The sequence below is a fragment of the Ochrobactrum sp. Q0168 genome, from assembly GCF_016427605.1.
Lineage (GTDB): Bacteria > Pseudomonadota > Alphaproteobacteria > Rhizobiales > Rhizobiaceae > Brucella.
On sequence record NZ_JAELXQ010000002.1, the window covers coordinates 806369 to 830031 of the forward strand.

Genomic DNA, 23663 nt, shown 5'->3' on the forward strand with positions numbered 1-23663 from the left:
TGTCATCCGTGCTGGCTACAATCGCATAAGCCTTTGCGCAACTGCTTCGCGGCGCTGTGACCAAAGGCGACTTGAACCGCCCCGAAGGCCAAGGAATGTTCAATGACCAAAGATCATGCCGTCGATATTGCGCATCTTCATCTTCGTGATGCCCACGAATTTGCGCCGCTGCTTGCCAGCTATGCGCAGGCGCTCAAGCGCGGCGCGCCGCGCCGTCCCGACGATTATTACGCCGAGCATCTTTTGCAGGACCGCGCCACCGAAATTCTTGGCGCGCGCGTGGACGGTAATCTGGTCGGCTTCGTGATTTTCTACGATCTGCCGGAGCCGGTTTCGGGCCTGCGCGCAGGGCAGGTGGATCATATCTATGTCCATCACGATCATCGCGGCAAAGGCATTGCCAAGGCGCTGATCGACCTGCTGGCCGACAAGGCGGAAGAACGCAGCTGGTCCAAGCTGGTGCTCAATGCGCCGCGCGTGCCGGAAGACGGGCGCAAGCTCTATGAGCAGATCGCGACGGCGGCTGACTGGTCGAGCTATGTGATTCGATTCGGCGCCTGATGCGTCTTTGCTAAAGTTGATGAAATTACACATGTTTTTTGAAATTGCGGCCTTCAAACGATTGAAGGCCGCAATCACGTGAAAGTGTCGCAAAGGTGCGACCAATTGTTAGTCTTTTCGTGAAAAAGCTTCTTTGACGTGATGGTAAAAGAGCAGTAGAAAGCGGCACATAAGGCCGTATTCCACGGTCTCGCCATATTTATTGGTTCGTGCCGACGCAGCATCGAAAATTCCGGTTCATTGCGTAGAGCGCGACTTTAAAACTGGGTTTTTAAGAACCCGCCATCCGGTGTGCCAGACCGATTATCGTCAGAGGCATGCCGGGGGAGAAACGTCAGGGAAGCCCCACGAGAGGCCAGCGAGAACCATGACACAACCGACCGTAACGCGTCAGCGTCCTTTGTCGCCGCACATGACCATCTACCGGTGGCCAGTGACCATGACGATGTCCATTTTGCATCGTGTCACGGGCGGCGCCCTCTATTTCGGCACCCTGCTTCTTGCAGCCTGGCTGATTTCGGCAGCCGTTGGCGAAGAGTGCTTCAATGCCGTCAACGCCGTGTTCGGCTCCTGGATCGGCCAGCTTGTGCTGTTCGGCTATACCTGGGCGCTGCTGCACCATCTGGCTGGCGGCGTTCGTCATTTTATCTGGGATGCCGGTTCCGGTCTCGAAAAGCACACCGCTTCCAGGATTGCCTGGGTTACGGTTGTCTTCTCGGTCATCGCTACGATCCTCGTCTGGGTCGTCGCTTACTCGGTGCGCTAGGAGGCCAATCCCATGAGCGGTTCGAATAACGATATGCGCACGCCTCTTGGCAAGGTTCGCGGTCTTGGCTCCGCCAAGGAAGGCACCGGCCATTTCTGGTATCAGCGCGTGACGGCAGTGGCTCTGGTGCCGCTGGTTCTCTTTTTCATCGGCCTGGTGATTTCGCTCAATGGCGCAAGCTTTGCGGAAGTCCGGGCTGCTCTCTCGCATCCCATTACGGCCATTGTCATGGCGCTGTTCGTTCTGACCGGCGTCTATCACATGCGTCTGGGCATGCAGGTTATTATCGAAGATTATGTGCATGGCGAAGGCATGAAGGTCGTGCTGGTGATGCTGAACACCTTCTTTGTGGCGGTGGTCGGTTTTGCCTCAGTGTTCGCGATCCTCAAGCTCAGCTTCGGAGGTTGATAGCCCGATGGCTAGTGCAGAAAAAAATGCAGCTCCGGCTGCCGGCGGCAAGTCCTACAAATTTGTCGACCACAAATTCGACGTGGTTGTGGTTGGCGCCGGTGGCGCAGGCCTGCGCGCCACGCTCGGCATGGCCGAGCAGGGCCTGAAGACCGCCTGTATCACGAAGGTTTTCCCGACCCGTTCGCATACGGTCGCAGCACAGGGCGGCATTGCCGCCTCGCTGAAGAATATGGGCCCGGACAGCTGGCAGTGGCACATGTACGATACCGTCAAGGGATCGGACTGGCTCGGCGATACCGACGCGATGGAATATCTGGCGCGTGAAGCGCCTGCCGCCGTCTATGAGCTCGAGCACTACGGTGTGCCGTTCTCGCGTACGGAAGAAGGCAAGATTTACCAGCGCCCGTTCGGCGGTCACATGCAGAATTTCGGCGACGGCCCTCCGGTTCAGCGCACCTGCGCTGCCGCCGACCGTACCGGACACGCCATCCTGCACACGCTTTACGGCCAGAGCCTGAAGAACAACGCGCAGTTCTTCATCGAATATTTCGCGCTCGACCTGATCATGACCGACGGTGTCTGCACCGGCGTCGTGGCGTGGAACCTCGATGACGGCACCATCCATCGCTTCTCCGCCAAGATGGTGGTTCTGGCGACGGGCGGCTATGGCCGCGCCTATTTCTCGGCCACCTCGGCCCATACCTGCACCGGCGACGGTGGCGGCATGGCGGCGCGTGCCGGTCTGCCGCTTCAGGACATGGAATTCGTTCAGTTCCATCCGACCGGCATTTACGGCGCAGGCTGCCTCATCACCGAAGGCGCACGCGGCGAAGGCGGCTATCTCGTCAATTCCGAAGGCGAGCGCTTCATGGAGCGTTATGCGCCATCGGCCAAGGATCTTGCCTCGCGTGACGTGGTTTCGCGCTGCATGACCATGGAAATCCGCGCCGGTCGCGGCGTCGGCAAGGCCAAAGACCATATCTTCCTGCATCTCGACCATCTCGATCCCGCTGTTCTGCATGAACGCCTGCCGGGCATCTCTGAGTCGGCCAAGATTTTCGCAGGCGTGGATGTGACCAAGGAACCGATCCCGGTTCTGCCGACCGTTCACTACAATATGGGCGGCATTCCGACCAATTACTGGGGCGAAGTGCTCAACCCGACGCCGGAAGATCCGGATCGCGTCCAGCCGGGCCTGATGGCTGTCGGCGAAGCGGGCTGCGCTTCGGTGCACGGTGCAAACCGTCTTGGTTCCAACTCGCTGATCGACCTTGTGGTGTTCGGTCGTGCGGCTGCGATACGCGCTGGCGAGGTTATCGACCGCGCCGCGAAGATCCCGGACATCAACGAAGCCGCCGTCGAAAAGATCATGGATCGCTTCGACCGCCTGCGTTTTGCCAACGGCTCGACGCCGACGGCAGAGCTGCGCGAAAAGATGCAGCGCACCATGCAGGAAGACGCCGCCGTGTTCCGCACGTCGGAATCGCTCAAGCAGGGCTGCGAGCGCATGGAAAAGATCTGGCAGGAACTGCCGGATATCAAGGTTTCCGACCGCTCGATGATCTGGAACTCCGATCTCGTTGAGACGCTGGAGCTGGAAAACCTGATGGCCAATGCGTTGACGACCGTTGTTTCGGCGGAAGCGCGTCATGAAAGCCGCGGCGCTCATGCGCATGAGGATTTCCCGGACCGTAACGATGCCGAATGGCGCAAGCACACCCTGTCCTGGCTGTCGCCGGACGGCAAGGTGACGCTCGGTTATCGCGCCGTCCATCTCGATCCGCTTACGACGGAAGAAGAAGGTGGCATCAGCCTCGCCAAGATTGCGCCGAAGAAGCGCGTTTACTGATTAAGGGAAAGAGCAATGGTTGAACTCGCACTTCCCAAGAATTCCCGCATGCAGGAGGGCAAGACCTGGCCCCGTCCTGATGGCGCTAAGCGCGTCACGGAATTCCGTATCTATCGCTGGTCGCCAGACGACGACGCCAATCCGAGCATCGACACCTATTATGTCGATCGCGACGATTGCGGCCCGATGGTGCTGGACGGTCTGCTCTATATCAAGAACAAGATCGATCCGACGTTGACGCTGCGCCGTTCGTGCCGTGAAGGCATTTGCGGCTCCTGCGCGATGAACATCGACGGCGCCAACACGCTGGCTTGCACCAAGGGAATGGACGACATCAAGGGTGCCATCAAGGTCTACCCGCTGCCGCATATGCCGGTGGTGAAGGACCTTGTTCCGGACCTCAGCAACTTCTACGCCCAGCACCGTTCCATTGAGCCATGGCTCAAGACGGTTTCGCCGGAGCCGCAGAAGGAATGGCTGCAGAGCCACGACGACCGCCAGAAGCTGGACGGTCTTTATGAGTGCATTCTGTGCGCCTGCTGCTCGACCTCGTGCCCGAGCTACTGGTGGAACGGCGACCGTTACCTCGGCCCGGCTGTGCTTCTGCAGGCCTATCGCTGGCTGATCGACAGCCGCGATGAAGCCAAGGGCGAACGTCTCGACAATCTCGAGGACCCGTTCCGCCTCTATCGCTGCCACACGATCATGAACTGCGCGCAGACCTGCCCGAAGGGATTGAACCCGGCCAAGGCGATTGCCGAAATCAAGAAGATGATGGTCGAGCGCCGCGTATAATCCGGGCTGCAGACAGAGAATTGCAGAGGGGAGGCTATAGCCTCCCCTTTTGCTTTTTGCGCGAACCGGCGGCAGGCCATGCACTCATCGATTGCATGGTCTTGACCTTTGCGTCGCCGCCGATATGTCTTGAGATAACAAGGCAGCACGGAGAATGAGCATCATGCTCGATCACATTGGCTTCAATATTTCCAGCATGCCCAAGTCGCGCAAATTCTATGATGAGGCGCTGGCCCCATTGGGGATTACCCGCGCCATGGAATTCGGCGACTGGGTCGGATATGGGCGCAACGGCAAGCCGGAATTCTGGATCGGCAAGCAGAAGGGCGCCAAACTGGAAGGCGTTCTGCACGTCGCCTTTTCGGCGGGCACGCGCTCGGAGGTGGATCGTTTCTATGAAGCGGCCATTGCAGCCGGCGGCAGCGACAATGGCAAGCCGGGCCTTCGCGCCGATTACCATCCCGATTATTACGCGGCTTTCGTGATCGACCCGGACGGGCACAATATAGAGGCCGTTTGCCATCTGCCGGAATAAAAGGCGGGCTTTGTGAAACCCGCCTTTCGTGGTCTCAGACCAGTTTCGCGTCCAGTGTCACTTCGATTGCGCCGAGTGCTTTCGAAAGCGGGCAGGATTCCTTTGCCTTCTTGGCAAGATCGGCAAAAGCCTCTGACGAGATGCCGGGAATCTTGGCATTGAGGGTCAGCGCGCTGCGGGTGATTTCAAAACCGCCGCCCGAGGCCTGGCCGATGCTGACAACTGCCGTTGCTTCCAGCTTTTCCGGCGGGGTGCCGTTTTGCGTCAGCAGGGCGGAAAGCTGCATGGCGAAGCAGCCCGCATGCGCTGCACCGAGAAGTTCTTCCGGGTTTGTTCCTGCGCGCCCGCTTTCATCCTCGAAGCGAGCCTTGAAGTCATAGGGAAGGTCTTTCAGTGCGCCGCTCTGCGTGTTGAGCGTGCCTTTGCCTTCCTTCAGCGTACCTTGCCAGACTGCCGTTGCTTTTCTATCCATGAGAAAACTCCTCTCGGTGATTATCCGTCACGGATATAGGGCGCTTCCCTATTGCTTCCAGCGATTAATAGGCAGCAATTAGATCGACTGTCCTTTCAGCAGGCGGGGTGTATCGCCGGACAACCCGGCAGCCTGCTTGATGAAGAAGGATTTCAGGCTCGGGACGCGGTCCACGAGACCGAGGCCGATATCGCGAATGGAGCGGATGGCCGGATTGTCGTTGGAGAACAGCTTGGTGAGGATATCGGTCGTCACGCCCATCTGCACCGTGTCGAACCGACGCCAGGACTGGTAGCGTTCAAGCGCGGCGAACGATCCGATATCGAGGCCGAGACGATCCGTTTCGACGATGACTTCGGCAATGGCCGCGGCATCGCGGAAACCGAGATTGAGACCCTGTCCCGCAATGGGGTGAATGCGATGCGCAGCGTCGCCAACGAGGGCAAAGCGCGGCTTCACGAATTCGCGCGCCAGCGTCAGGCCAAGCGGGAAGGCGCGGCGCGGGCCTTCGACATGCAGCGCACCGAGACGATGGCCGAAACGCTGTTCCAGTTCGGCTTCGAACACGAAATCATCTTCACGGATCAGCCGGTCGGCATCGGCGGTACGTTCGGTCCACACGAGCGAGCTGCGATTGCCCTTCAGCGGCAGGATGGCAAAAGGCCCGGCAGGCAGGAAATGCTCGTCGGCGCGTCCGCCATGTGGCTTTTCGTGGGACACGTTGCAGACGATGCCGGACTGGCCGTAATCCCAGTTGACCATCTTGATGCCCGCCTGATCGCGCAGGCGCGAGCGCGCGCCATCGGCGGCGATCAGAAGCCGGGTTTCGATTGTGTCGCCATTGGAAAGCGAAACGGTAACCGTTTCCGGCTTGGTTTCGAAGCTTTCCACGCTGGTTGCTTCCAGGAAGGTGATGCCCAGTGCATCGGCCTTGTTGTGAAGCGCGGTATTGAGAACGCGATTCTCAACCATATGGGCAAAGGGCTCGCCCGGGTCCACATCGCCTGAAAAGGTCAGGAAAACCGGACGCACCGGGTCGGAAACCCGCGAATCGGTGATGACCATTTCGGTGATCGGCTGCGCGTCGGGCACGATCTCCTGCCAGCAGCCGAGCTGGTCGAGCATCCGCGATGCGGCAGCCGCAATGGACGAGGCGCGCGGGTCCGTCTTCCACGAACCGGCGGGCGCGCCATCGGCAACGGGGACGGAAAGATGCGGCGCCGCCGACTTGACCGCAACCGCCGTGACGAGGCCGACATAGCCGCCACCGGCGATCAGCAGGTCGGTATTGCGGGTGCTTGTCTGTCTGGAAGTCGCAGCCATCGGATCGTCCTTTTCGGAAAGCCTATACCATGCTTCTGCGCTTCTGGCACAAATACGGCAAGAGTGAAGCCGATATTTTGCCGCGGCACTGTGCGGCACGCCGACCGAATCCGAAAAGCTTCCGGGCCACTTGACAGATTTCGACCGGCAGGAACAAACATGAGCTTCATGTTTGTTAGCTTCATATATGGTCGCAGGAGATAGACTGTCCATGTCCGATCGCGAAAAGTCCGAATATCAGCAGGCCCCTGATAAGCCTGTATCAGGCGAGCCAGCAGGCCAGACGGCTTCCATGCGGGAGCTGCTGTCGATACTCGATCTCGAAACGCTGGAAATGGATCTGTTTCGCGGCAACAGCCCGCAAGTCGGCTGGCAGCGCGTGTTTGGCGGTCAGGTAATCGGTCAGGCGCTGATCGCGGCCCAGCGGACCGTCGAGCCTGCGCGGCATGTGCATTCGCTGCATGGCTATTTCGTGCGTCCCGGCGATCCGGCCATCCCGATCATCTATGAGGTGGATCGCATTCGCGACGGTTCCAGCTTCAATACGCGCCGCGTGCTGGCCAAGCAGCACGGCAAGGCCATCTTCACGCTGTCGGCGTCGTTTCAGGTGGATGAAGGCGGTCTGGACCACCAGATCGCCATGCCTGAAGGGCTGCCGATGCCGGAGCAATTGCTGGGCGACCGCGATATCAAGGAACAATATCTGCATCTCGCTCCGGCCAATGTTCGCAAATATTGGGAGCAGGAACGGCCCATCGAGATCAAACCAGTGCAGCTCACGCATTATTTCTCGCGCGAGAAGCTGGAGCCTGCGCAGCATGTCTGGGTGCGCGCAAATGGTATCGTTCCCGATGATCGGGCGCTTCAGGCGGCAATTCTCGCCTATCTTTCCGACATGACGCTTCTCGACACATCACTGCATCCGCATGGGCGTTCGATCTTCGACCGCGATCTTCAGGCGGCAAGCCTCGATCACGCGATGTGGTTCCATCGTCCGTTCAAGCTGAATGACTGGCTGCTTTATACGCAGGACACGCCGAGCGCTTCCGGAGCGCGCGGGTTCAATCGCGGCGCGCTTTATACCCGCGATGGCATTCTGGTGGCTTCCGTCGCACAGGAGGGGCTAATTCGTGTGCATGAAAAGAAGGATTGATTAAATATTAATCGCACCATTGTTGTCTGTATAAATATTGTGCAAACTGCTGACTATCAGCAAAGTTCAGCGCTACGTAACGGCGCTGAAAAACTGAATCACCAGAATCACTTAGCCTGAATTTGCCTAAACCTCCGGCAGAAAAAGCCCGGCTTATCGGGTTCCGCCGGAAGTCGTATCCATCGCTCTGCAAAAAAAATCTCATTTTGCGCCGCGCCTTTCTGCAACTGGCACGATTTTTGTTTCTCTTAGTTCGAACCGGTCTTTCCAGCGCATACGCGTTTGAAACCGCCATTCGACGGAGATATTCGATGCTCATAACAGGAAGAATCAAGCCAGCAGCTCTTTTGGCCACTTTGCCTGCGCTTGTCGCCATGGCCGGAATGGCGTGGGCTCAGGAAGCAGCGGCCCCTGCAGCGCCCACGCCCACTCTCGATACGGGCGATACGGCCTGGATGCTGACGTCAACCGCGCTCGTGTTGATGATGACCATCCCCGGCCTTGCGCTGTTTTATGGCGGCATGGTACGCAAGAAGAACGTGCTGTCCACGGTGATGCAGAGCTTTGCCATCACCTGTCTCATGTCCGTGCTGTGGATGGTCGCCGGCTATTCGCTCGCCTTCACCGATGGCGGTTCGATGAATTCATATATCGGCGGTCTGTCAAAAGCCTTCTTCTCCGGCGTAACGATGCAGTCGCTGACCGGCACCATCCCGGAATATGTCTTCATCACCTTCCAGATGACCTTTGCGATCATCACGCCCGCGCTGATTGCCGGTTCGTTCGCTGAACGTATGAAGTTCTCGTCCATGCTGGTCTTCCTGACCCTGTGGCTCTTCATCGTCTATATTCCGGTCGCGCATTGGGTCTGGGGCGGCGGCTTCATGGCGTCCGATGGCGTTCTCGACTTTGCGGGCGGCACGGTCGTTCACATCAATGCCGGTGTCGCCGGTCTGGTGGCGGCACTCATCATCGGCAAGCGGGACGGCTACGGCCACACCAACATGGCCCCGCACAACCTCGTTCTCTCGGTCATCGGCGCCGCCCTTCTGTGGGTTGGCTGGTTTGGCTTCAACGCCGGTTCTGCCGCTGGCGCGAATGCACTGGCTGGTGTTGCCATGCTCAACACGCAGGTTGCAACCGCCGGTGCGGCTCTCGCCTGGATGTTCGTGGAATGGGCTATTGCCGGTAAGCCAAGCGTACTCGGCATCATTTCGGGCGCCGTTGCCGGTCTGGTTGCGATCACGCCCGCTGCCGGTTTCGTCAACCCGACAGGCGCGCTCATCATCGGCGTCATCGCTGGCGCGATCTGCTACATCGCAGCCGTCAAGATCAAGCACGCTCTCGGCTATGACGACTCGCTCGATGCCTTCGGCGTCCACGGCGTCGGCGGTTTCGTCGGTGCGGTTCTGACCGGTCTCTTCGCAGACGCCACCATCAATGCAGCTGGCGAAGGTGCTACGATCGGCAAGCAGTTCTTCGGTGCCGCCGTAACCGTCGTCTACACCGCCATCGCCACAGCCATTATCCTCTACGTGGTCAAGGCCGTGATGGGTCTGCGTCCAAGCAAGCAGGCCGAAATCGAAGGTCTCGATATCTCTTTGCACGGCGAATCTGTTCAGTAAGAACAATTCACCCAAGACGGAGAAAGGCGCAGGAAACTGCGCCTTTTTCATTTATGGGCTTATACCCTTTATGCATTTTCCTACGCGTCGAAGCGGGATCAGAAATCAGTCCAGTGAACTGATTTCCCCGCGTAGACGCTTCACACTTTTGCTGGAAATGCATTTGCCCATGGTTAATGCGGAATTAACCATCGCCGGATTAGGATCGGAACGATTCATTCTGCCCGTAGCTATTCTGATACGGGCGACAGCAGAAATTTCGGTTCGGGACTGGCTATATGCGGCAAGGATATTCGCCCTCATACCCGCTGCGTGACGAGCGGATAACAGAAGACAGGCTCCGCCTGACCAATATCTTCCGCAGGCAGTTCTATATTTTGTTCGGTCTGGCGCTTCTGTCGCTGACGGCGATGGCGGTCGGCGCGCTGGCGACATGGAATGTGGCTGATCCAAGCTTCAGCCATGCAACCGACAATCCGGTGACCAATGCGCTTGGCTATCCGGGCGCTGTCTTCTCCGATCTCGCCATGCAGTTTTTCGGTCTGGCGAGCGTTCCCGCATTGTTGCCGCTGGTCGTGTGGTCGCTTCTCATGATGACGCGCGGCGGTATTGGCCGTGTCTCCAAGCGCAGCTTTGCCTGGATCTGCGCAGCCATTCTTTTCGCAGGCATTGCAAGCTGCTTTGCCGTGCCGGAAAGCTGGCCGATGCCGATTGGACTTGGCGGTGTGTTTGGCGACATGCTGCTGCGTTTTCCCGGACTGTTCATCGGTCAGTTCCCGCAAGGCGCAATCGCGTCGGCCATTGCGCTGGTTCTCGCCTTTCCCGCCCTGTGGCTCTGCCTTTTTGCAAGCGGCATCATTGGCCGCGGCATCATCAATCCGGCTCAGCCAGCGCAGCGCGGACGGGCGGACGAGGATTTCGATGAGGACGAGGAAACCGCGGGCGGCTTCCAGTTCATCGGTGCGCTGACTCATCTCGTGCTGACGACGACAGCCAATTTCAAGCGTCTGACCGGACTTAGCCGTCGCCAGTCCCGCGACGAGGATTTCGGCGATATGCGCGCTGTGCGCCGCAGTGCTGAAACGCGCAATGGTGCGGAAGCGGGCAGGCGTCGTGAACCGGGCTTTGGCGGACCTTCGCCGGATGAAGCACCGTTCGACATGGACGACCCGATGGATGACGGCATGGACGACGCGCCGCTGGCCGGTCAGCAATGGCATGATGCGCCGCCTCAGCGCAGCCGTAAGGCGCGTGTCGAACAGGCAGCGCCTTCGCCCAAGCCGGGGGCTCGCGCCCAGCGTGAGGCGCAGTCGTCCTTCCTCAAGGACAAGGGCGTGTTTGAAATGCCGTCGCTGCATTTCCTCGCCGAACCAAAGCTGGTTCAGCGCGATCCCGCTCTTTCGAAGGACGCGCTGGAGCAGAATGCGCGGCTTTTGGAAGGCGTGCTGGAAGATTTCGGCGTGCGCGGCGAAATCATCAATGTGAAGCCCGGCCCGGTGGTCACGCTGTACGAACTGGAACCCGCGCCTGGCATCAAATCTTCCCGCGTTATCGGCCTTGCCGACGATATCGCCCGCTCGATGAGTGCGATTGCAGCGCGTGTTGCTGTCATTCCGGGCCGCAATGCCATCGGCATCGAATTGCCCAATCCGAAGCGCGAAATGGTTTACTTGCGCGAAATGCTGGCGAGCCGTGATTTCGAGCAGTCCAAGGCGAAACTGGCGCTGGCGCTCGGCAAGACCATCAATGGCGAGCCGGTGATTGCCGATATCGCCAAGATGCCGCACGTGCTCGTTGCCGGTACGACCGGGTCGGGCAAGTCGGTGGCGATCAACACCATGATCCTGTCGCTCGTCTATCGCATGACGCCGCAGGAATGCCGCCTGATCATGATCGATCCGAAGATGCTGGAACTTTCCGTCTATGACGGCATTCCGCATCTGCTCACGCCGGTTGTGACCGATCCGAAAAAGGCCGTGGTCGCGCTCAAATGGACCGTGCGCGAAATGGAAGACCGCTATCGCAAGATGTCGAAGGTTGGCGTGCGCAATATCGACGGTTTCAACCAGCGTGTCGGTCTGGCGCAGAAGAAGGGCGAACCGATTGCGCGCACTGTGCAGACCGGCTTCGACCGCAACACCGGCGAGGCGATCTACGAGACCGAAGAGCTGGATCTGGCGCCAATGCCATATATCGTGGTCATCATCGACGAGATGGCCGACCTGATGATGGTTGCGGGCAAGGATATCGAAGGCGCGGTGCAGCGTCTGGCGCAGATGGCGCGTGCCGCTGGCATCCATGTCATCATGGCCACGCAGCGTCCGTCGGTGGATGTCATTACCGGCACGATCAAGGCCAACTTCCCGACCCGTATTTCCTTCCAGGTGACGTCGAAGATCGACAGCCGCACCATTCTGGGCGAGCAGGGTGCTGAACAGCTGCTCGGTCAGGGCGATATGCTCTTCATGGCTGGCGGTGGTCGCATCCAGCGCGTGCACGGGCCTTTCGTCGGTGACGACGAGGTGGAACGCATCGTGCAGCATCTGAAGCTTCAGGGCGTGCCGGAATATCTCGATGCCATCACTGAGGATGAAGACGATGACGAGGGCGGCGGCGGTCCGTCTGGAACCTCCAATCTGGAGGATTCCGACGATCCTTATGATCAGGCGGTCGCCGTGGTGCTTCGTGACAAGAAGGCTTCCACTTCTTATATCCAGCGTCGTCTCGGCATCGGCTATAACCGGGCTGCGTCGATTATCGAGCGTATGGAAGAGGAAGGGATTGTGGGTCCCGCCAACCATGCCGGTAAGCGTGAGATTCTGGTGCCTACCGGTGACGATGAATTCTAAGCCAGGGTATTTCGGCTCTGGCGGCCTGCAAATGGCCTGGTTCTGTGCTTCCGGTGCTCATGTGTCATTTTTCGACGCATAATCTTGTCCGAAAAGTCTGCAACTTTTCGGGATTATGCTCGGAAGTACACTCCGCTCCGGTTCTCGAACCCCACCATTTTCGCCACGCCATAGCCAAAATCTCACCGATTCTATGGCGGCAGCACGCCACACTCGCGCCAAACTGGCGGCGTAGTTAAACAGAATGATGAAAAGAGAAAGTATGCCGATGATGTTTTCCCGTTTTTCAGCCTTTGTAAAAGCTGGCCGTCTTGCCGCCGTGCTGGGAATGGGAGCGCTTGGTCTTGGCGTCACGTCTCTGGTGCTGACGCCAGTTGCCGCGATGGCGCAGGGCGCGGGCGGCGCAGGCGCAGCGCAGCAGATCGCCGATCATTTTTCATCGGTGCGCACTATGACGGGCGAGTTCGTGCAGTTCGGCCCGAAGGGCGACCAGACCGGCGGTACTTTCTATATCGAGCGTCCCGGCAAGATCCGCTTCAACTACAACAACTCGCCTATCCGCGTGATCTCCGATGGCGAATCTGTCGTCATCAACAATCGCAAGCTGGATACGTGGGATCTCTATCCGCTTTCCAAGACGCCGCTCAAGCTGTTGCTGGCAGACCGCATCGACCTTGGCGGCGGTCGTCTGCAGAATGTGAAGCAGGAACCGGACATGACCACGCTGGTGCTCGGCGACAAGTCGATCTTCGGCGATTCGAAAATCACCATGATGTTCGATCCGAAGTCCTATGAGCTGAAGCAGTGGACCATCACCGATGCCCAGAAGCTCGACACCACGGTCATGATCTTCAACGTGCGCAGCGGTGTGCGTTTTACCGACGATATGTTCAAGATCGACTATCAGCGTATCGCCATGAAGCGCAAAGGCCAGTAAACGGCTTTCACAAAAAGGTCAGCAATTGTCACCTTGCTGCGGCAAGCTGTTTGCTTTTGCGGGATAAATGGTTAGGTTCGCGGCATCTTTTTCGTTGCTGCGAGTCCTTCCCCCATGGCTTTTTCTGTTGCTACCTGGAACATCAACTCCGTGCGCCTGCGCATGCCGCTGGTCGAGCAGTTTCTGCGCGACTACCAGCCCGATGTTCTGTGTCTTCAGGAAACCAAATGCCCGGACGATCAGTTTCCGTCGAAGGGTTTTCGCGCGCTTGGCTATGAGCATATCGCGATCAGCGGCCAGAAGGGCTATCACGGCGTTGCCACCATCTCGCGCCGTCCTTTGTCCGATGTCGAGAAAATCGGCTTTTGCGATATGGGCGATTGTCGCCATTTGAGCGCGGTGGTCGAAGCTGGAAGCAAGACGCTCCGCATCCATAATTTTTATGTGCCAGCGGGCGGTGACGAGCCGGACCCGGCAATCAATCCGAAGTTTGCCCATAAGCTTGGCTTTCTGGAAGAAATGCGGGCCATTGTGGCGGACCGGCAGGATGGGCTGTCGTCGATCCTGGTGGGCGATCTCAATATCGCGCCGCTGGAGAACGACGTCTGGTCGCATAAACAGCTCTTGAAGATCGTCAGCCATACGCCGATCGAGACCGAGACGCTGGAAGATTTGCGCGTCAAGGGCGGCTGGAGCGACCTCATGCGCCAGATCATTCCGTCGGACCAGAAAATTTATACCTGGTGGAGCTATCGCGCCAAGGATTGGGATGAATCCGACCGTGGCCGCAGGCTCGATCATGTCTGGGGTTCCGCCGATCTGGAGGCCCACATGAAGGACCTCCAGATATTGCGCGATGCGCGCGGCTGGGAACGACCGTCGGACCATGTCCCGGTTATTGCGACATTCGATCTGGATTGATCCGGTAACGGCCCCTATATAGGAAGCAGTCAAAGCAAGGAGATAAGAACGATGGATCATTCAGCACTGTATCGACCGACCAGTGTTTTCAATGTTTCCATGGTTCGCAATGACTGCTCTTCTGACACTTCAGGATGTTTCCTGCATCACGGCTGATGGCCGTACGCTTTTCGAATCCGTCAATTTCAGCGTAACCGAAGGTCGTATCGGCCTTGTCGGGCGCAACGGGGCGGGTAAATCCACGCTTCTCAACATCATGAGCGGTGCCTTGGCACCAACATCAGGCACTGTTGCGCGCAGCGGTAGGCTCGGTATTTTGCAACAGAACGTTCCCAATGACGGTGGGCAGACCCTGGCCGATCTGTTTGATCTGTCCGCAGCATTCGCCATGCTTTCGCGTATTGAAGCCGGGCAGGGTTCGGATAGCGACTTCGAACAAGCCGACTGGCTTCTGCCGCAGCGCTTTGTCGACGCCTTGCAGCGTTTCGGGCTGGTGCTTGAACCGCAGACACCCCTTGCAACTATCAGCGGCGGGCAGCGGACCCGCGCGGCATTGGCTGCGCTTCTGTTCCACCAGCCCGATCTCATCCTTCTCGATGAGCCGACTAACAATCTCGACCAAGATGGCCGTCAGGCGGTAGTGGAAATGCTGGCGGAGTGGCGCGGAGCAGCGATTGTCGTCAGCCATGATCGCACACTGTTGCGTAGGATGGATAGCATAGCCGAGCTTTCGCAAGGCGGCCTCCATCTTTACCGCGGCAACTGGGATTTTTATCACGGCAAAAAGCAGGAAGAGCGGGACAATGCAGCTCGCAATCTTCAGCTTGCCCAGCGCGAAATGAAGCAGGTTCAGCGCAAGGCGCAGGACGCAGCCGAACGTCAGGCGCGCGGCGATGCGCGAGGGCGCAATTCCCGATCCGATGCTGGCATGAGCAAACTGCTGCTCGATGCGCGTGAGGACCGGGCGCAGAAGACCGGCGGCAAAGGTAAGGTGCTTGCGGATCGCAATGCGGACAAGGCCGAGGCGCAACTGAGAGAAGCCGAGGCGCTGGTCGAAACTGTCAAGCCGATGCGTTTCAGCGTCGAGCGTCCGGCGTTGCCATCGGGGCGTGTTCTTCTGGAAATGGAGGATGTGTCGGGTGGACCGCGATCTGATAGGCCTGTCATCTGGAACTTTTCAATGAAGATTGTCGGACCAGAGCGCATCGCGATACGGGGTGCCAATGGCGCGGGCAAGACGTCGCTGCTGCGACTCGTCACGGGAGAATTGCTGCCGGTTACCGGGCGCGTGCAGTGTTTCGTGCCGATAGCCATGTTCGACCAGCAGATGAGCCTGATGGATCGCGAAGCCACGCTTTATGAGAACTTCCGCCGTCTCAATCCCGGTGCGAATGACAATGATGCGCGCGCAGCGCTGGCGCGTTTCTCATTTCGTGGTGAAGGCGCGAGCCGGTTAGCAGGAGAGCTGAGCGGTGGCGAATTGCTGCGCGCGGCCCTCGCTTGCGTTCTGGGTGGTACACAGAAGCCGGAATTGCTGATTTTGGATGAGCCAACCAATCACCTCGATCTCGATTCCATTGAGGCGCTGGAAGCTGCATTGAATGACTATGAAGGCGGCTTACTTGTTGTCAGCCACGATCAGGCGTTTCTCGACGCCGTCGGAATCGAGCGGGTGATTGATCTATCTGTCCAGTGAACTTTCAAATCTGTGTACACGATTTGCAGGCTGGCGGCCCTGTTCAATTCGACAGCAGATATTCTTACAAAATTTGGGGGATTTTGAAGTTGTGCTTCGGGCCAATCCGCCGAAAGCACTGAGGAGATGAAATAAGATTAGAGAAGCCCAAAGGTGCGGGCTTTGGCGACGGCCTGAACCTTGTTCACGGCAACAAGCTTTGTTAGCACGTTGCTAATATGGAAATTAACGGTACGAGTTGAGATGTTGAGTATTGCGCCGATGATTTCAGACGTTTTACCTTCACTAGCCCAGTGCAGGATTTCACGTTCGCGCGCAGTCAAGTTGACTTCAGAAACGCAGTTCATGGTCGGGACATCAAGATGTTCATACATCGACAGATGGAGCAGATTGGCCGAAATCTGCATCTGGCGGCGTAAGGTGGCTATTTCGCCCGAAGATAGGGGCGGCTCACTTCTAATAAAAGACAGCATGCCGAATACGCCTTGTGCGGCCCAGCAAGGCTGCGAAATGCCAACCTTGAAGCCAAAACTCTGTGCATCCGTCCAGATTTGAGGCGCATCCGCAAACAGCTTCGCCGACCATACCACTGGCTCTATGCTATTCAATGCCTTACGAACAAGCGGGTCTTCTTCCGCGTATTTCTTGGACGCATAGTGATCTGTCCATTCTTGCGGTAGTGAGCCGAAGCTAAGCCACTTCACAATGCCGTTGAGCAATGGAACGCGCATGACATAGGACACATGTGCGAACCCGCGCTGTCTGGCAAAGCTGTCTATGTGCTCCAAGAGCTGCCCAGCGTCATCAGCGGATTGCATTGATTCATAAATTTGTTCCCATTTCATTGCAGACACCCAATAAGAATGTTTTTGTTATGCTCATATGTGAACTTTAGTAAAGTTTGTATTTATCTTTACTCATTCAATACCACCATATTACTGATACTTTTACAAGTTTTTAATATTTTTTCGAACAATTTAAATTTTATTTTCTGATTATATTTATCATTAAACTAAATTAGTTATAACTCAATTTCTTAGATGTAATGGGGCATTAACCAATCCAACGAGTATCGCATAGCTTAATATATTGTACGCCCCTTCTGGGCCATTCAGATATTAGACAAAGTCGTTAAATAATTCGGAAGTTATTTTTAATCTGTAAAAAATGATATCCACGCGTTACTTAAGTATCATTCGATCTTCTAGATAATTCGAAATTGATGCGCTCAAGCACCAGGTGTGATGCTTGAGCGTTTTTGTCTTTTCGGCCTAATGCAGGACTCTGTTAATCAAAAGAATTCGCGGCCAGCCCCGCAAATCAATTTGGCTTCGTGTCGCCATATGCGAGGAGCCATGAATTTAGTCATGTCGGTTAAACCTGGAAGGGATCTAATGTGTTGAACTCAGCAGTTTCTAGTATATTAGACCAATTATCATCGATATAATAGTCTGCTTGCATAGTACTTCCTTCTTCATATCCATTTAACTGCTGGTACGTCAAATTGAATGAGACGTCTCTTTGATAGTCGCAATCCGCTTGTGTTACAGTTTTGCTTAATTGAATATTCTCACCAAAACTCCCGTCTTTATGATTGAGGTACACTATAAGATTTATAATTTTTCCTTTCTTCCAATGTATGGGATCGAAATCCACAAAAACTTCCAAACCATTCGCGATGTCTCCGGGACGAACGGTCAGCGTATCATGCAAGAGGTGTGGAGCTTTCAAAGATCGAGCCGGATCAGGAAGAGGCTGGTTCGACCGCACCTCGCCCGTTACCGGGGGAACGACAAAGACTGATCGATAGCCTTGGCCGTCAACACGCACGAGCATAAAGGAAAATTTATTGGAGTGACCCATATCAGTGTCAGGCACAATGTCGTTAAATGGAAACTCGACACCGGAAATAGCCGCCTGCATGTCGACTAGCTTGACAACCTCTCTGGGGGACGGGTTTGTGATTCCACTTTTAATCCAGAATACGACGCGATCATTCTTATGCTCCGGGCTCATTTCCGGGACGTATAATTTGAAATTGGGACGATCGATCGAATAATCTTCAGAAATGTCAAGTGTTGGAGGGGTGTAGGTGACATAACCAAGATTGTCTTCGAACCCGCTTTCGTCGAATGTATTGATAATGAAGTTTGATGTCTCGGTACCGATTGATGCATTGATATCAGGAAAAGCGCCCATCGAGCCCACAAACGCGCTAACGCCGCCGACCTTCAGAACGGCTCGGCCGTGTGGATCGGTTTGTGTGAAAATGTCAGTGCTAAGAGTACCAGGACGAACGTCTGTAGGCGCGTTGTCTTCCTTGAAAAACTTCAAAGATGTTGACATCGGCTGAGTCTTCCAACGAATCCATTCGCCAGGCTGAGGCACACCATTTTTGGTGTATGTGTATGTAAACGTTACGACCTGGCTGTCGTCGCTCGGATCGACCGGCGGCACCTTTGCGGGATCATGGACGGGCAAAGTGGCACCGGGAGGGTTGTGTGCATAGATCTTGTTGCTGACCAACTGCCCGTCGTAGATGTCTTTACCGCCGAAGTTTATCGAAAAAGGATAACCGATAATATTGGCATCCGGTACATCGACGGTAAAGTTGAGTAATCCGGCTGAAAGTGCGGTGACCATGACTGAGGCTTGACCATCTGGGCCGGTTTTATCCTGCTCATTGGAGGGAGAAACACCTGCTGGCAAATTCCACTTGAGGCTGTAGTGCGATAGTGGTGTGTTCTCATCGTTGGTCAGGCGCACGATGATTTCGATCGGTGTGCCGACAGGCCACGGCGCTCCCTGCGTCGGCTGGATGAGTGTCATGCTATTGTGAATGCTCCCACCGACAAAATCCAAACGTATGGACTTAGGAGGAGCTGAACCTTCTGGTGTGCTAACGGTCGCGATCATCGAGACAAGCGATGTGGGGTAACCCAAATCGGTCGAATAGTAGAACCAGAAGGCGGATTTGCCGTAAGGATCTGTGTTGACTGTCATCGGATACGCTAGGTGAGGTACAGGTGTGCCGTCCAGCAACTTGAAATCAATGTCCAAGGGGAAGGCTGGGACCGATAGGCCACTGCCATCGACATATGTTGCGATTAACGCCACCCTGGAATCGTATCGGATATCAGTCGTCGGAGGATTGATTGTTATGTTGTTTTGCTTTTCGCAGAAATTAAGTTGGATGGTTGTCGGAACGCAATTAGCAGCCTCGGAAATCGACAAGAACGTGGTGCGCGGGACGGTGGAAGTGACCCAAATCGTTGCGATGCCGTCACCATTTGTTTCGGGATTAAAATCGCTCACAGTGATTTCGTTGTTTTGAGCGACAATTAACTTCTGATTCCCCAATAGATTACCACCATAATCGCTCAGGGAAACTTGTACAGCTGTCGGTGTTCCGACCGGTAAAGGGTCGTCACTTACTGGCGAAACTTGAGTGATCTCATTCGCGGTCACCTTGTACGTACCCGTATAAGGCGCGCCGACAGAGGGCGTGATGGTGACATCGAAATTCTGCACTTTGCCCTGGGGTACGTCTAAGAAGAATACAGTACTTCCCGCCAAACCGTTAATATTCAGGCTTGTTGGGGTCGGTTGAAAATAGGCCTTGCCGCCCCCCTGCATAGAGGCTTCCCAAGCGATATCAAATCTACCGCTGGGGGCGCCACCGTTGGCGTCTTTAACAATCACCTCGAAGGGACAGCCCTTTGAGGCTTCGTAAATAGTGTCATCCGGCTGTGGTTTGACAGAAGTGAAACGTGGTCCACCGACCTTGAAAGTCGGGTAGTCGAATTTCAGGTCGACACCTTCCTCCGCGTCTTGCAAGCTGACTTTCAGAGTGAACGTTCCATCCGCTCCAAACGAAGCATGGGTGCATGTGATCGTGGAAACTGCAATCTGAACGTCGTTCATTGGGTTATCTTTGGGATCGATCTGTATCTGGATGCCGGGCGAAGCGTCTTTTACAGACCAGGCGATATGAGATTTCAGATTCACTCCAACGCTTCCGTACTGGTCCACGCAAATTGCCCTCAAGGGGTAAGTATAACCGGGCTCTAATACGGAACCGGCCGGTGGCCAGAAATTCATTACCCGATTAACTATCGGTATTCCGTCGTCGAAGTAACAATTTGATAAGGAGGAGGTGCCATCCGCCGTCAAAACGACATCGTACATCGTCTTCCAAGCTTCTACAAAACGTTGGTGAGCTGCGTAAACGCCATACATCTTGGCGGGTAATTGATCGGAATAAGAATTGGTACCACGGAACAAGATATCTATCGTATCGTCCGGCAACTGTTCTCCGGAGCCCGTTGCGTAGAGACCGACGATCATCACGTCTTCCCATAAATCTGTAAGGCTCACCGGGTCCTGGTTATTCTTATCGTCTCGGGGATAGATTATTTGCAGTATGTTCTTATCGCTTAAAGGCGGAGCAGCTCTCGGCGCACCAAACAGACATTCGAATTCGAGCTTTGAATCCGGCTCGTCCTCTGGCCACACAGCCAGACGGATGGTCGCGTTTGCGTATGGATCGGAAAGCGCGACCTGGATGGAATTGGTTCCATTGCCGTCGCGGTCGGTCGTCGTTGTCTGCCGGCTTAGTGTGGCTTCGCCCTCCACCAATTGCCAAACGAGACTCTTTCCCGCAAGTGGCGTGTGAAAGCGGTCCTTATAGGTGATGGCTAGATCGACAAATTCATTCGCCGGAAAAGCAAAACCATTCGCCGGTGTGCTGGCCATGCAATGCAGATTATTGTTGTTTTCAGTGAGAATGAACTGTCTCATCCTGATCTCCTGATTTTGAACAAACGGAAAAACTTGCCAGCTCCAGCCGAGCTGACAATTCAATGGGTGCAGTATGTGTTTTGGCTTTTTCCAGAATTGGGCTGCGTCTGTGCGCCTTGACGTCAATGACACTCCCTGTGCTGCAGTTGGCCACTTCGCACAGAGAAATCCAATTCAATCCGATTGGATTCTCTTTTATATGAACAGCATAACCCAAGGGCGCGTGCCGGAAGCTGATAGAACTGTGGCACAAGAGCAGGTGTGGTTCTCGACTTGCGGATAGCTGTTGCTATAGCCCGCCCCGCTGTTCCGCGGCAGGCCTCTCGCTGGAAAGCGCAATGTTACAATGCGCTTACTTTTTCTTAGGCGTCGGGGAGCCCGTGTTTATCTGGCCCTTGAATACCGATATGGGCTGGGCGACCTGTGCCGCACCGTCCATCAGCCAATAGTCGAGTTGAAATGTTCCCACTTGGTCCCCATACGCACAAAAGTCTTGCAGCTTGTCCCCGGAAATCGTGGCCACAATGGGGGTTTTTTTGTTATTGAAGTCTCCAGCCGCGAGCGCTCTCGTTTCAGCAACGAGTTTATCTGTTTTGGGGACAGGGCCGAAAGTGTTCGGCTGGAAGGCATTAATATATAGTTCAAAACGAACCGTGCTACCTACCTTCCAGGGGGCCGTCATTGTTTCCGGGGGGACGATCCAGAGATCCGTATCGATCGCAGCGGTTATCTGGCGCGCGTTGTGGTCCAGAGTGGCGATTTCAGGTAGAGTTCGATACAGGGGATTTTCTGGCGGATTGTATGGGCCTATGACTTCTACAGCAACAACTTTGAGAGAGAAACTATTCGCAGCCACGATGTCGTGATAGGTCATCATTCTGAATGTATTTGGGTTGCCGACGCCAAAACGCAGGTCTGTTTTTTTAACCTGAAAGCCTCCCTTTATGACCTCTTGCATCGGCAAAACGTAAAAAGCCGTCCCGTTGACCATAAGGGCCCCCAATGCTCGAGGGTATTTCTCATAGTCCGAATAAATAGATGACGACGCAGCAACAGTAATGTGATCTGACTAGTTTGAAACCGGAATGGCACCAGATTCGTTCGTATCGACCCAAAGTTCTCCCAAAGTTTCCGTACTGGGTGCCTTAGACATAAATCCGATATAGTCCGGCAAGCCAGTGGGCTGGGCATCGGGGTAGCCCTCGGGGTAAATATGGAGCTCGATAATGGCTTCGCTCCGACCAAAGAACGAAAACTTTAAAGAGCCTTGTGGATCAGATTTCATCCTGAAGCCCTTGTAGTTCGTAGTATCCGCCCAATCCACGGTATTGCCATCGTCAGCTACAACAAAGCAATCTTGTTCCGGCATGGCGACGATGACCCATAAAGATGCCGCCGTTCCACCCGATTTCGTTTCTAGTTCTATGTCGATAGAATTCGGGCCTTTCGCCGGGACGGCGTGAGGATCAGCAGCTGGTTCCACGAAATTTTTGGATATCGGTTTGACAGTAATCGTAGGTGTTGGGGTTACCATTGTAAGTTCCTTATTGGTTACAATACTCAGCAAGGATGAGGGTATATCGGGCGTCCAACAACTGGCGGGAGCGGCATATTATTTGTTGAAGTTACCAGTTGCGCGCTGGTGCGCGGCGGCGCCGCTGTGGTCGGACATTTGACACGCCTGGACTGACCGCCTGTATCTCCAGGATGTGCTCTGTTCATCAGGACGTGGACGAATGAAAGATAACGCCATTTCTATATATAAATTGGATCTATCGATACCAGATACTCAAGGAAGTAAGGTATTTCGATATGATCTAAAATTTAATTCAGAGGAAACTAATAATATTTATCACTAACTTACTAGATATCGAAAATTATATTTTTTTATTGATTTTTTATACATATGTGAGAGAAAAAGAAAAATTATATTTATTCGAGGTCTGTAATGTATAGAGCTACTATTATGAATTTGAAGAGTAATTCATCTAATTTAGTTATTAGCGGAATGCTTCGTTCGATCGTTGCGCTGTCGACGTTGGCCCTGTCAAGCTCATTGCTATTGTTGCCGACCACGACTGCTTATGCGCAAACGGTCGGCGGGAATGGGGGAGGGGACCAGAATGTCGATTCGATGCCAGGCGCGGGTGGTGGACCGGGCGATCCTGGAAGTGATGGGACTCAGCAAACAAAGCCTGGTATCCCGGGCACGGGCGGCGGCGGCGGTGGCGCAGGCAGCATGCCGGGCGGGCAGGGGTACCAAGGGAACCAACATGTCATGGCGGGTGGTGCCGGTGGTGCGGGCGGAGCGCATGACGAAGCGAACGGCCAAGGTGGTCAGACCTATAGTAGCCATCTTACAGGTGGTGCAGGGCTAAATGGCGATAATGGTACCGATGTGACGGATGACGGAACGTTGGTCGCCGGCAGCGGTGGCGGCGGCGGTGCCGGTGGTTATGCCTTGATCGTGACTGGTGGCGGCGTCGTTACGATCGGAAACCAGGCGCTCATTACCGGTGGTAAGGGCGGTGATGGCGGGAACGGTGGTATGGCTTTCGGTCAGAACCAGACTAGCGATGGTGGCCCAGGGTTTGGTGGCAGCGGCGGCGGCGGCGGTCTTGGCATCTGGATGAAGGTTCCCGGCATAACGACGAATAACCAAGCTCAGATCATTGGCGGGGCGGGGGGCAAGGGGGGGACCAGCCCCACGACCCCTGGAACCAAATATGGTGGGGTAGGCACGGGTAACGGCGGGGCTGGGGGTGCTGCCATTTATGGGGGCGGGGGGGGCGGGGCGCCCTCCCTCTACACATTCTCCAGCCTGCCGGGCGGGCTTCGGGTGGGGCAGTGGGGCGTCGCGGTGTTCAATATATAGATGCCCGTCGTTCTGTTTGCGTGCGGCCTTCTCATCATGATCCTTGCGCTTCGTATGCTCTTTTCCCGCGCGGCCGCTCCTTCGGTAGTCTGTTT

The 23663-nt window shown here is 55.7% G+C and carries 19 protein-coding genes; 13 read left to right on the forward strand and 6 right to left on the reverse strand.

The genetic code is table 11. The features are described from left to right. Window positions 1-102 precede the first annotated feature (102 nt). From JAU75_RS08065 to JAU75_RS08090, 6 genes are all read left to right on the forward strand, one after another. The gene (locus tag JAU75_RS08065; RefSeq protein WP_078337555.1) at window positions 103-561 is read left to right on the forward strand and encodes a GNAT family N-acetyltransferase; all 459 of its coding nucleotides are present in this window, start codon (window positions 103-105) and stop codon (window positions 559-561) included. A gap of 367 nt (window positions 562-928) precedes the next feature. Further along, window positions 929-1327 (forward strand): succinate dehydrogenase, cytochrome b556 subunit, encoded by a 399-nt coding sequence (gene sdhC / locus JAU75_RS08070; protein ID WP_199055981.1) that lies wholly within the window; start codon window positions 929-931, stop codon window positions 1325-1327. Between the two features lie 12 nt (window positions 1328-1339). Beyond that, a complete protein-coding gene (sdhD, locus tag JAU75_RS08075; RefSeq protein ID WP_199055982.1) occupies window positions 1340-1735 on the forward strand; it encodes a succinate dehydrogenase, hydrophobic membrane anchor protein in 396 nt (131 codons plus the stop codon). Window positions 1736-1742: 7 nt separating this feature from the next. Further along, a complete protein-coding gene (gene sdhA / locus JAU75_RS08080) occupies window positions 1743-3587 on the forward strand; it encodes a succinate dehydrogenase flavoprotein subunit (RefSeq protein WP_199055983.1) in 1845 nt (614 codons plus the stop codon). Between the two features lie 15 nt (window positions 3588-3602). Continuing rightward, window positions 3603-4382, forward strand: a complete 780-nt coding sequence (locus tag JAU75_RS08085; RefSeq protein WP_199055984.1) for a succinate dehydrogenase iron-sulfur subunit — start codon at window positions 3603-3605, stop codon at window positions 4380-4382. Window positions 4383-4545: 163 nt separating this feature from the next. Next, window positions 4546-4917, forward strand: coding sequence for a VOC family protein (locus JAU75_RS08090; protein WP_199055985.1), 372 nt, complete (start codon window positions 4546-4548; stop codon window positions 4915-4917). Between the two features lie 34 nt (window positions 4918-4951). Here the strand turns inward: JAU75_RS08090 and JAU75_RS08095 are convergent, their stop codons facing one another. Next, window positions 4952-5389 (reverse strand): OsmC family protein, encoded by a 438-nt coding sequence (locus JAU75_RS08095; RefSeq protein WP_199055986.1) that lies wholly within the window; start codon window positions 5387-5389, stop codon window positions 4952-4954. A gap of 78 nt (window positions 5390-5467) precedes the next feature. Further along, the gene (locus JAU75_RS08100) at window positions 5468-6712 is read right to left on the reverse strand and encodes a ubiquinone biosynthesis hydroxylase (protein ID WP_199055987.1); all 1245 of its coding nucleotides are present in this window, start codon (window positions 6710-6712) and stop codon (window positions 5468-5470) included. Between the two features lie 211 nt (window positions 6713-6923). On the opposite strand from JAU75_RS08100, the gene tesB reads away from it, so the two are divergent. The 6 genes from tesB (at window position 6924) to JAU75_RS08130 (ending at window position 15893) form a co-directional block, all read left to right on the forward strand. Then, the gene (gene tesB / locus JAU75_RS08105) at window positions 6924-7865 is read left to right on the forward strand and encodes an acyl-CoA thioesterase II (protein ID WP_371836122.1); all 942 of its coding nucleotides are present in this window, start codon (window positions 6924-6926) and stop codon (window positions 7863-7865) included. 311 nt (window positions 7866-8176) lie between these two features. Continuing rightward, a complete protein-coding gene (locus JAU75_RS08110; protein WP_199055988.1) occupies window positions 8177-9490 on the forward strand; it encodes an ammonium transporter in 1314 nt (437 codons plus the stop codon). Window positions 9491-9768: 278 nt separating this feature from the next. Further along, complete coding sequence (locus JAU75_RS08115) at window positions 9769-12339, forward strand: DNA translocase FtsK (RefSeq protein ID WP_199055989.1); 2571 nt, start codon at window positions 9769-9771, stop codon at window positions 12337-12339. Window positions 12340-12607: 268 nt separating this feature from the next. Next, the gene (locus tag JAU75_RS08120; RefSeq protein WP_199055990.1) at window positions 12608-13276 is read left to right on the forward strand and encodes an outer membrane lipoprotein carrier protein LolA; all 669 of its coding nucleotides are present in this window, start codon (window positions 12608-12610) and stop codon (window positions 13274-13276) included. 114 nt (window positions 13277-13390) lie between these two features. Beyond that, window positions 13391-14197 (forward strand): exodeoxyribonuclease III, encoded by an 807-nt coding sequence (gene xth / locus JAU75_RS08125; RefSeq protein ID WP_199055991.1) that lies wholly within the window; start codon window positions 13391-13393, stop codon window positions 14195-14197. Between the two features lie 109 nt (window positions 14198-14306). Next, window positions 14307-15893: an ABC-F family ATP-binding cassette domain-containing protein gene (locus tag JAU75_RS08130; protein WP_199055992.1), complete on the forward strand. Its 1587-nt coding sequence runs from the start codon at window positions 14307-14309 to the stop codon at window positions 15891-15893. A gap of 137 nt (window positions 15894-16030) precedes the next feature. On the opposite strand, the gene JAU75_RS08135 is transcribed toward JAU75_RS08130, so the two are convergent. The 4 genes from JAU75_RS08135 to JAU75_RS08150 all read right to left on the reverse strand — a co-directional run bounded on the left by JAU75_RS08135 (window position 16031) and on the right by JAU75_RS08150 (window position 22227). Then, window positions 16031-16738, reverse strand: a complete 708-nt coding sequence (locus JAU75_RS08135) for a LuxR family transcriptional regulator (RefSeq protein ID WP_199055993.1) — start codon at window positions 16736-16738, stop codon at window positions 16031-16033. 529 nt (window positions 16739-17267) lie between these two features. Beyond that, entirely contained in the window at window positions 17268-20693 is a 3426-nt protein-coding gene (locus JAU75_RS08140) for a hypothetical protein (protein ID WP_199055994.1), read from the reverse strand. A 352-nt stretch (window positions 20694-21045) separates the two neighbouring features. Beyond that, window positions 21046-21684, reverse strand: coding sequence for a hypothetical protein (locus tag JAU75_RS08145; RefSeq protein WP_199055995.1), 639 nt, complete (start codon window positions 21682-21684; stop codon window positions 21046-21048). 78 nt (window positions 21685-21762) lie between these two features. Continuing rightward, complete coding sequence (locus JAU75_RS08150; protein WP_199055996.1) at window positions 21763-22227, reverse strand: hypothetical protein; 465 nt, start codon at window positions 22225-22227, stop codon at window positions 21763-21765. Between the two features lie 744 nt (window positions 22228-22971). On the opposite strand from JAU75_RS08150, the gene JAU75_RS24230 reads away from it, so the two are divergent. Next, the gene (locus tag JAU75_RS24230; RefSeq protein ID WP_210339217.1) at window positions 22972-23568 is read left to right on the forward strand and encodes a hypothetical protein; all 597 of its coding nucleotides are present in this window, start codon (window positions 22972-22974) and stop codon (window positions 23566-23568) included. The last annotated feature ends 95 nt before the right edge of the window (window positions 23569-23663 follow it).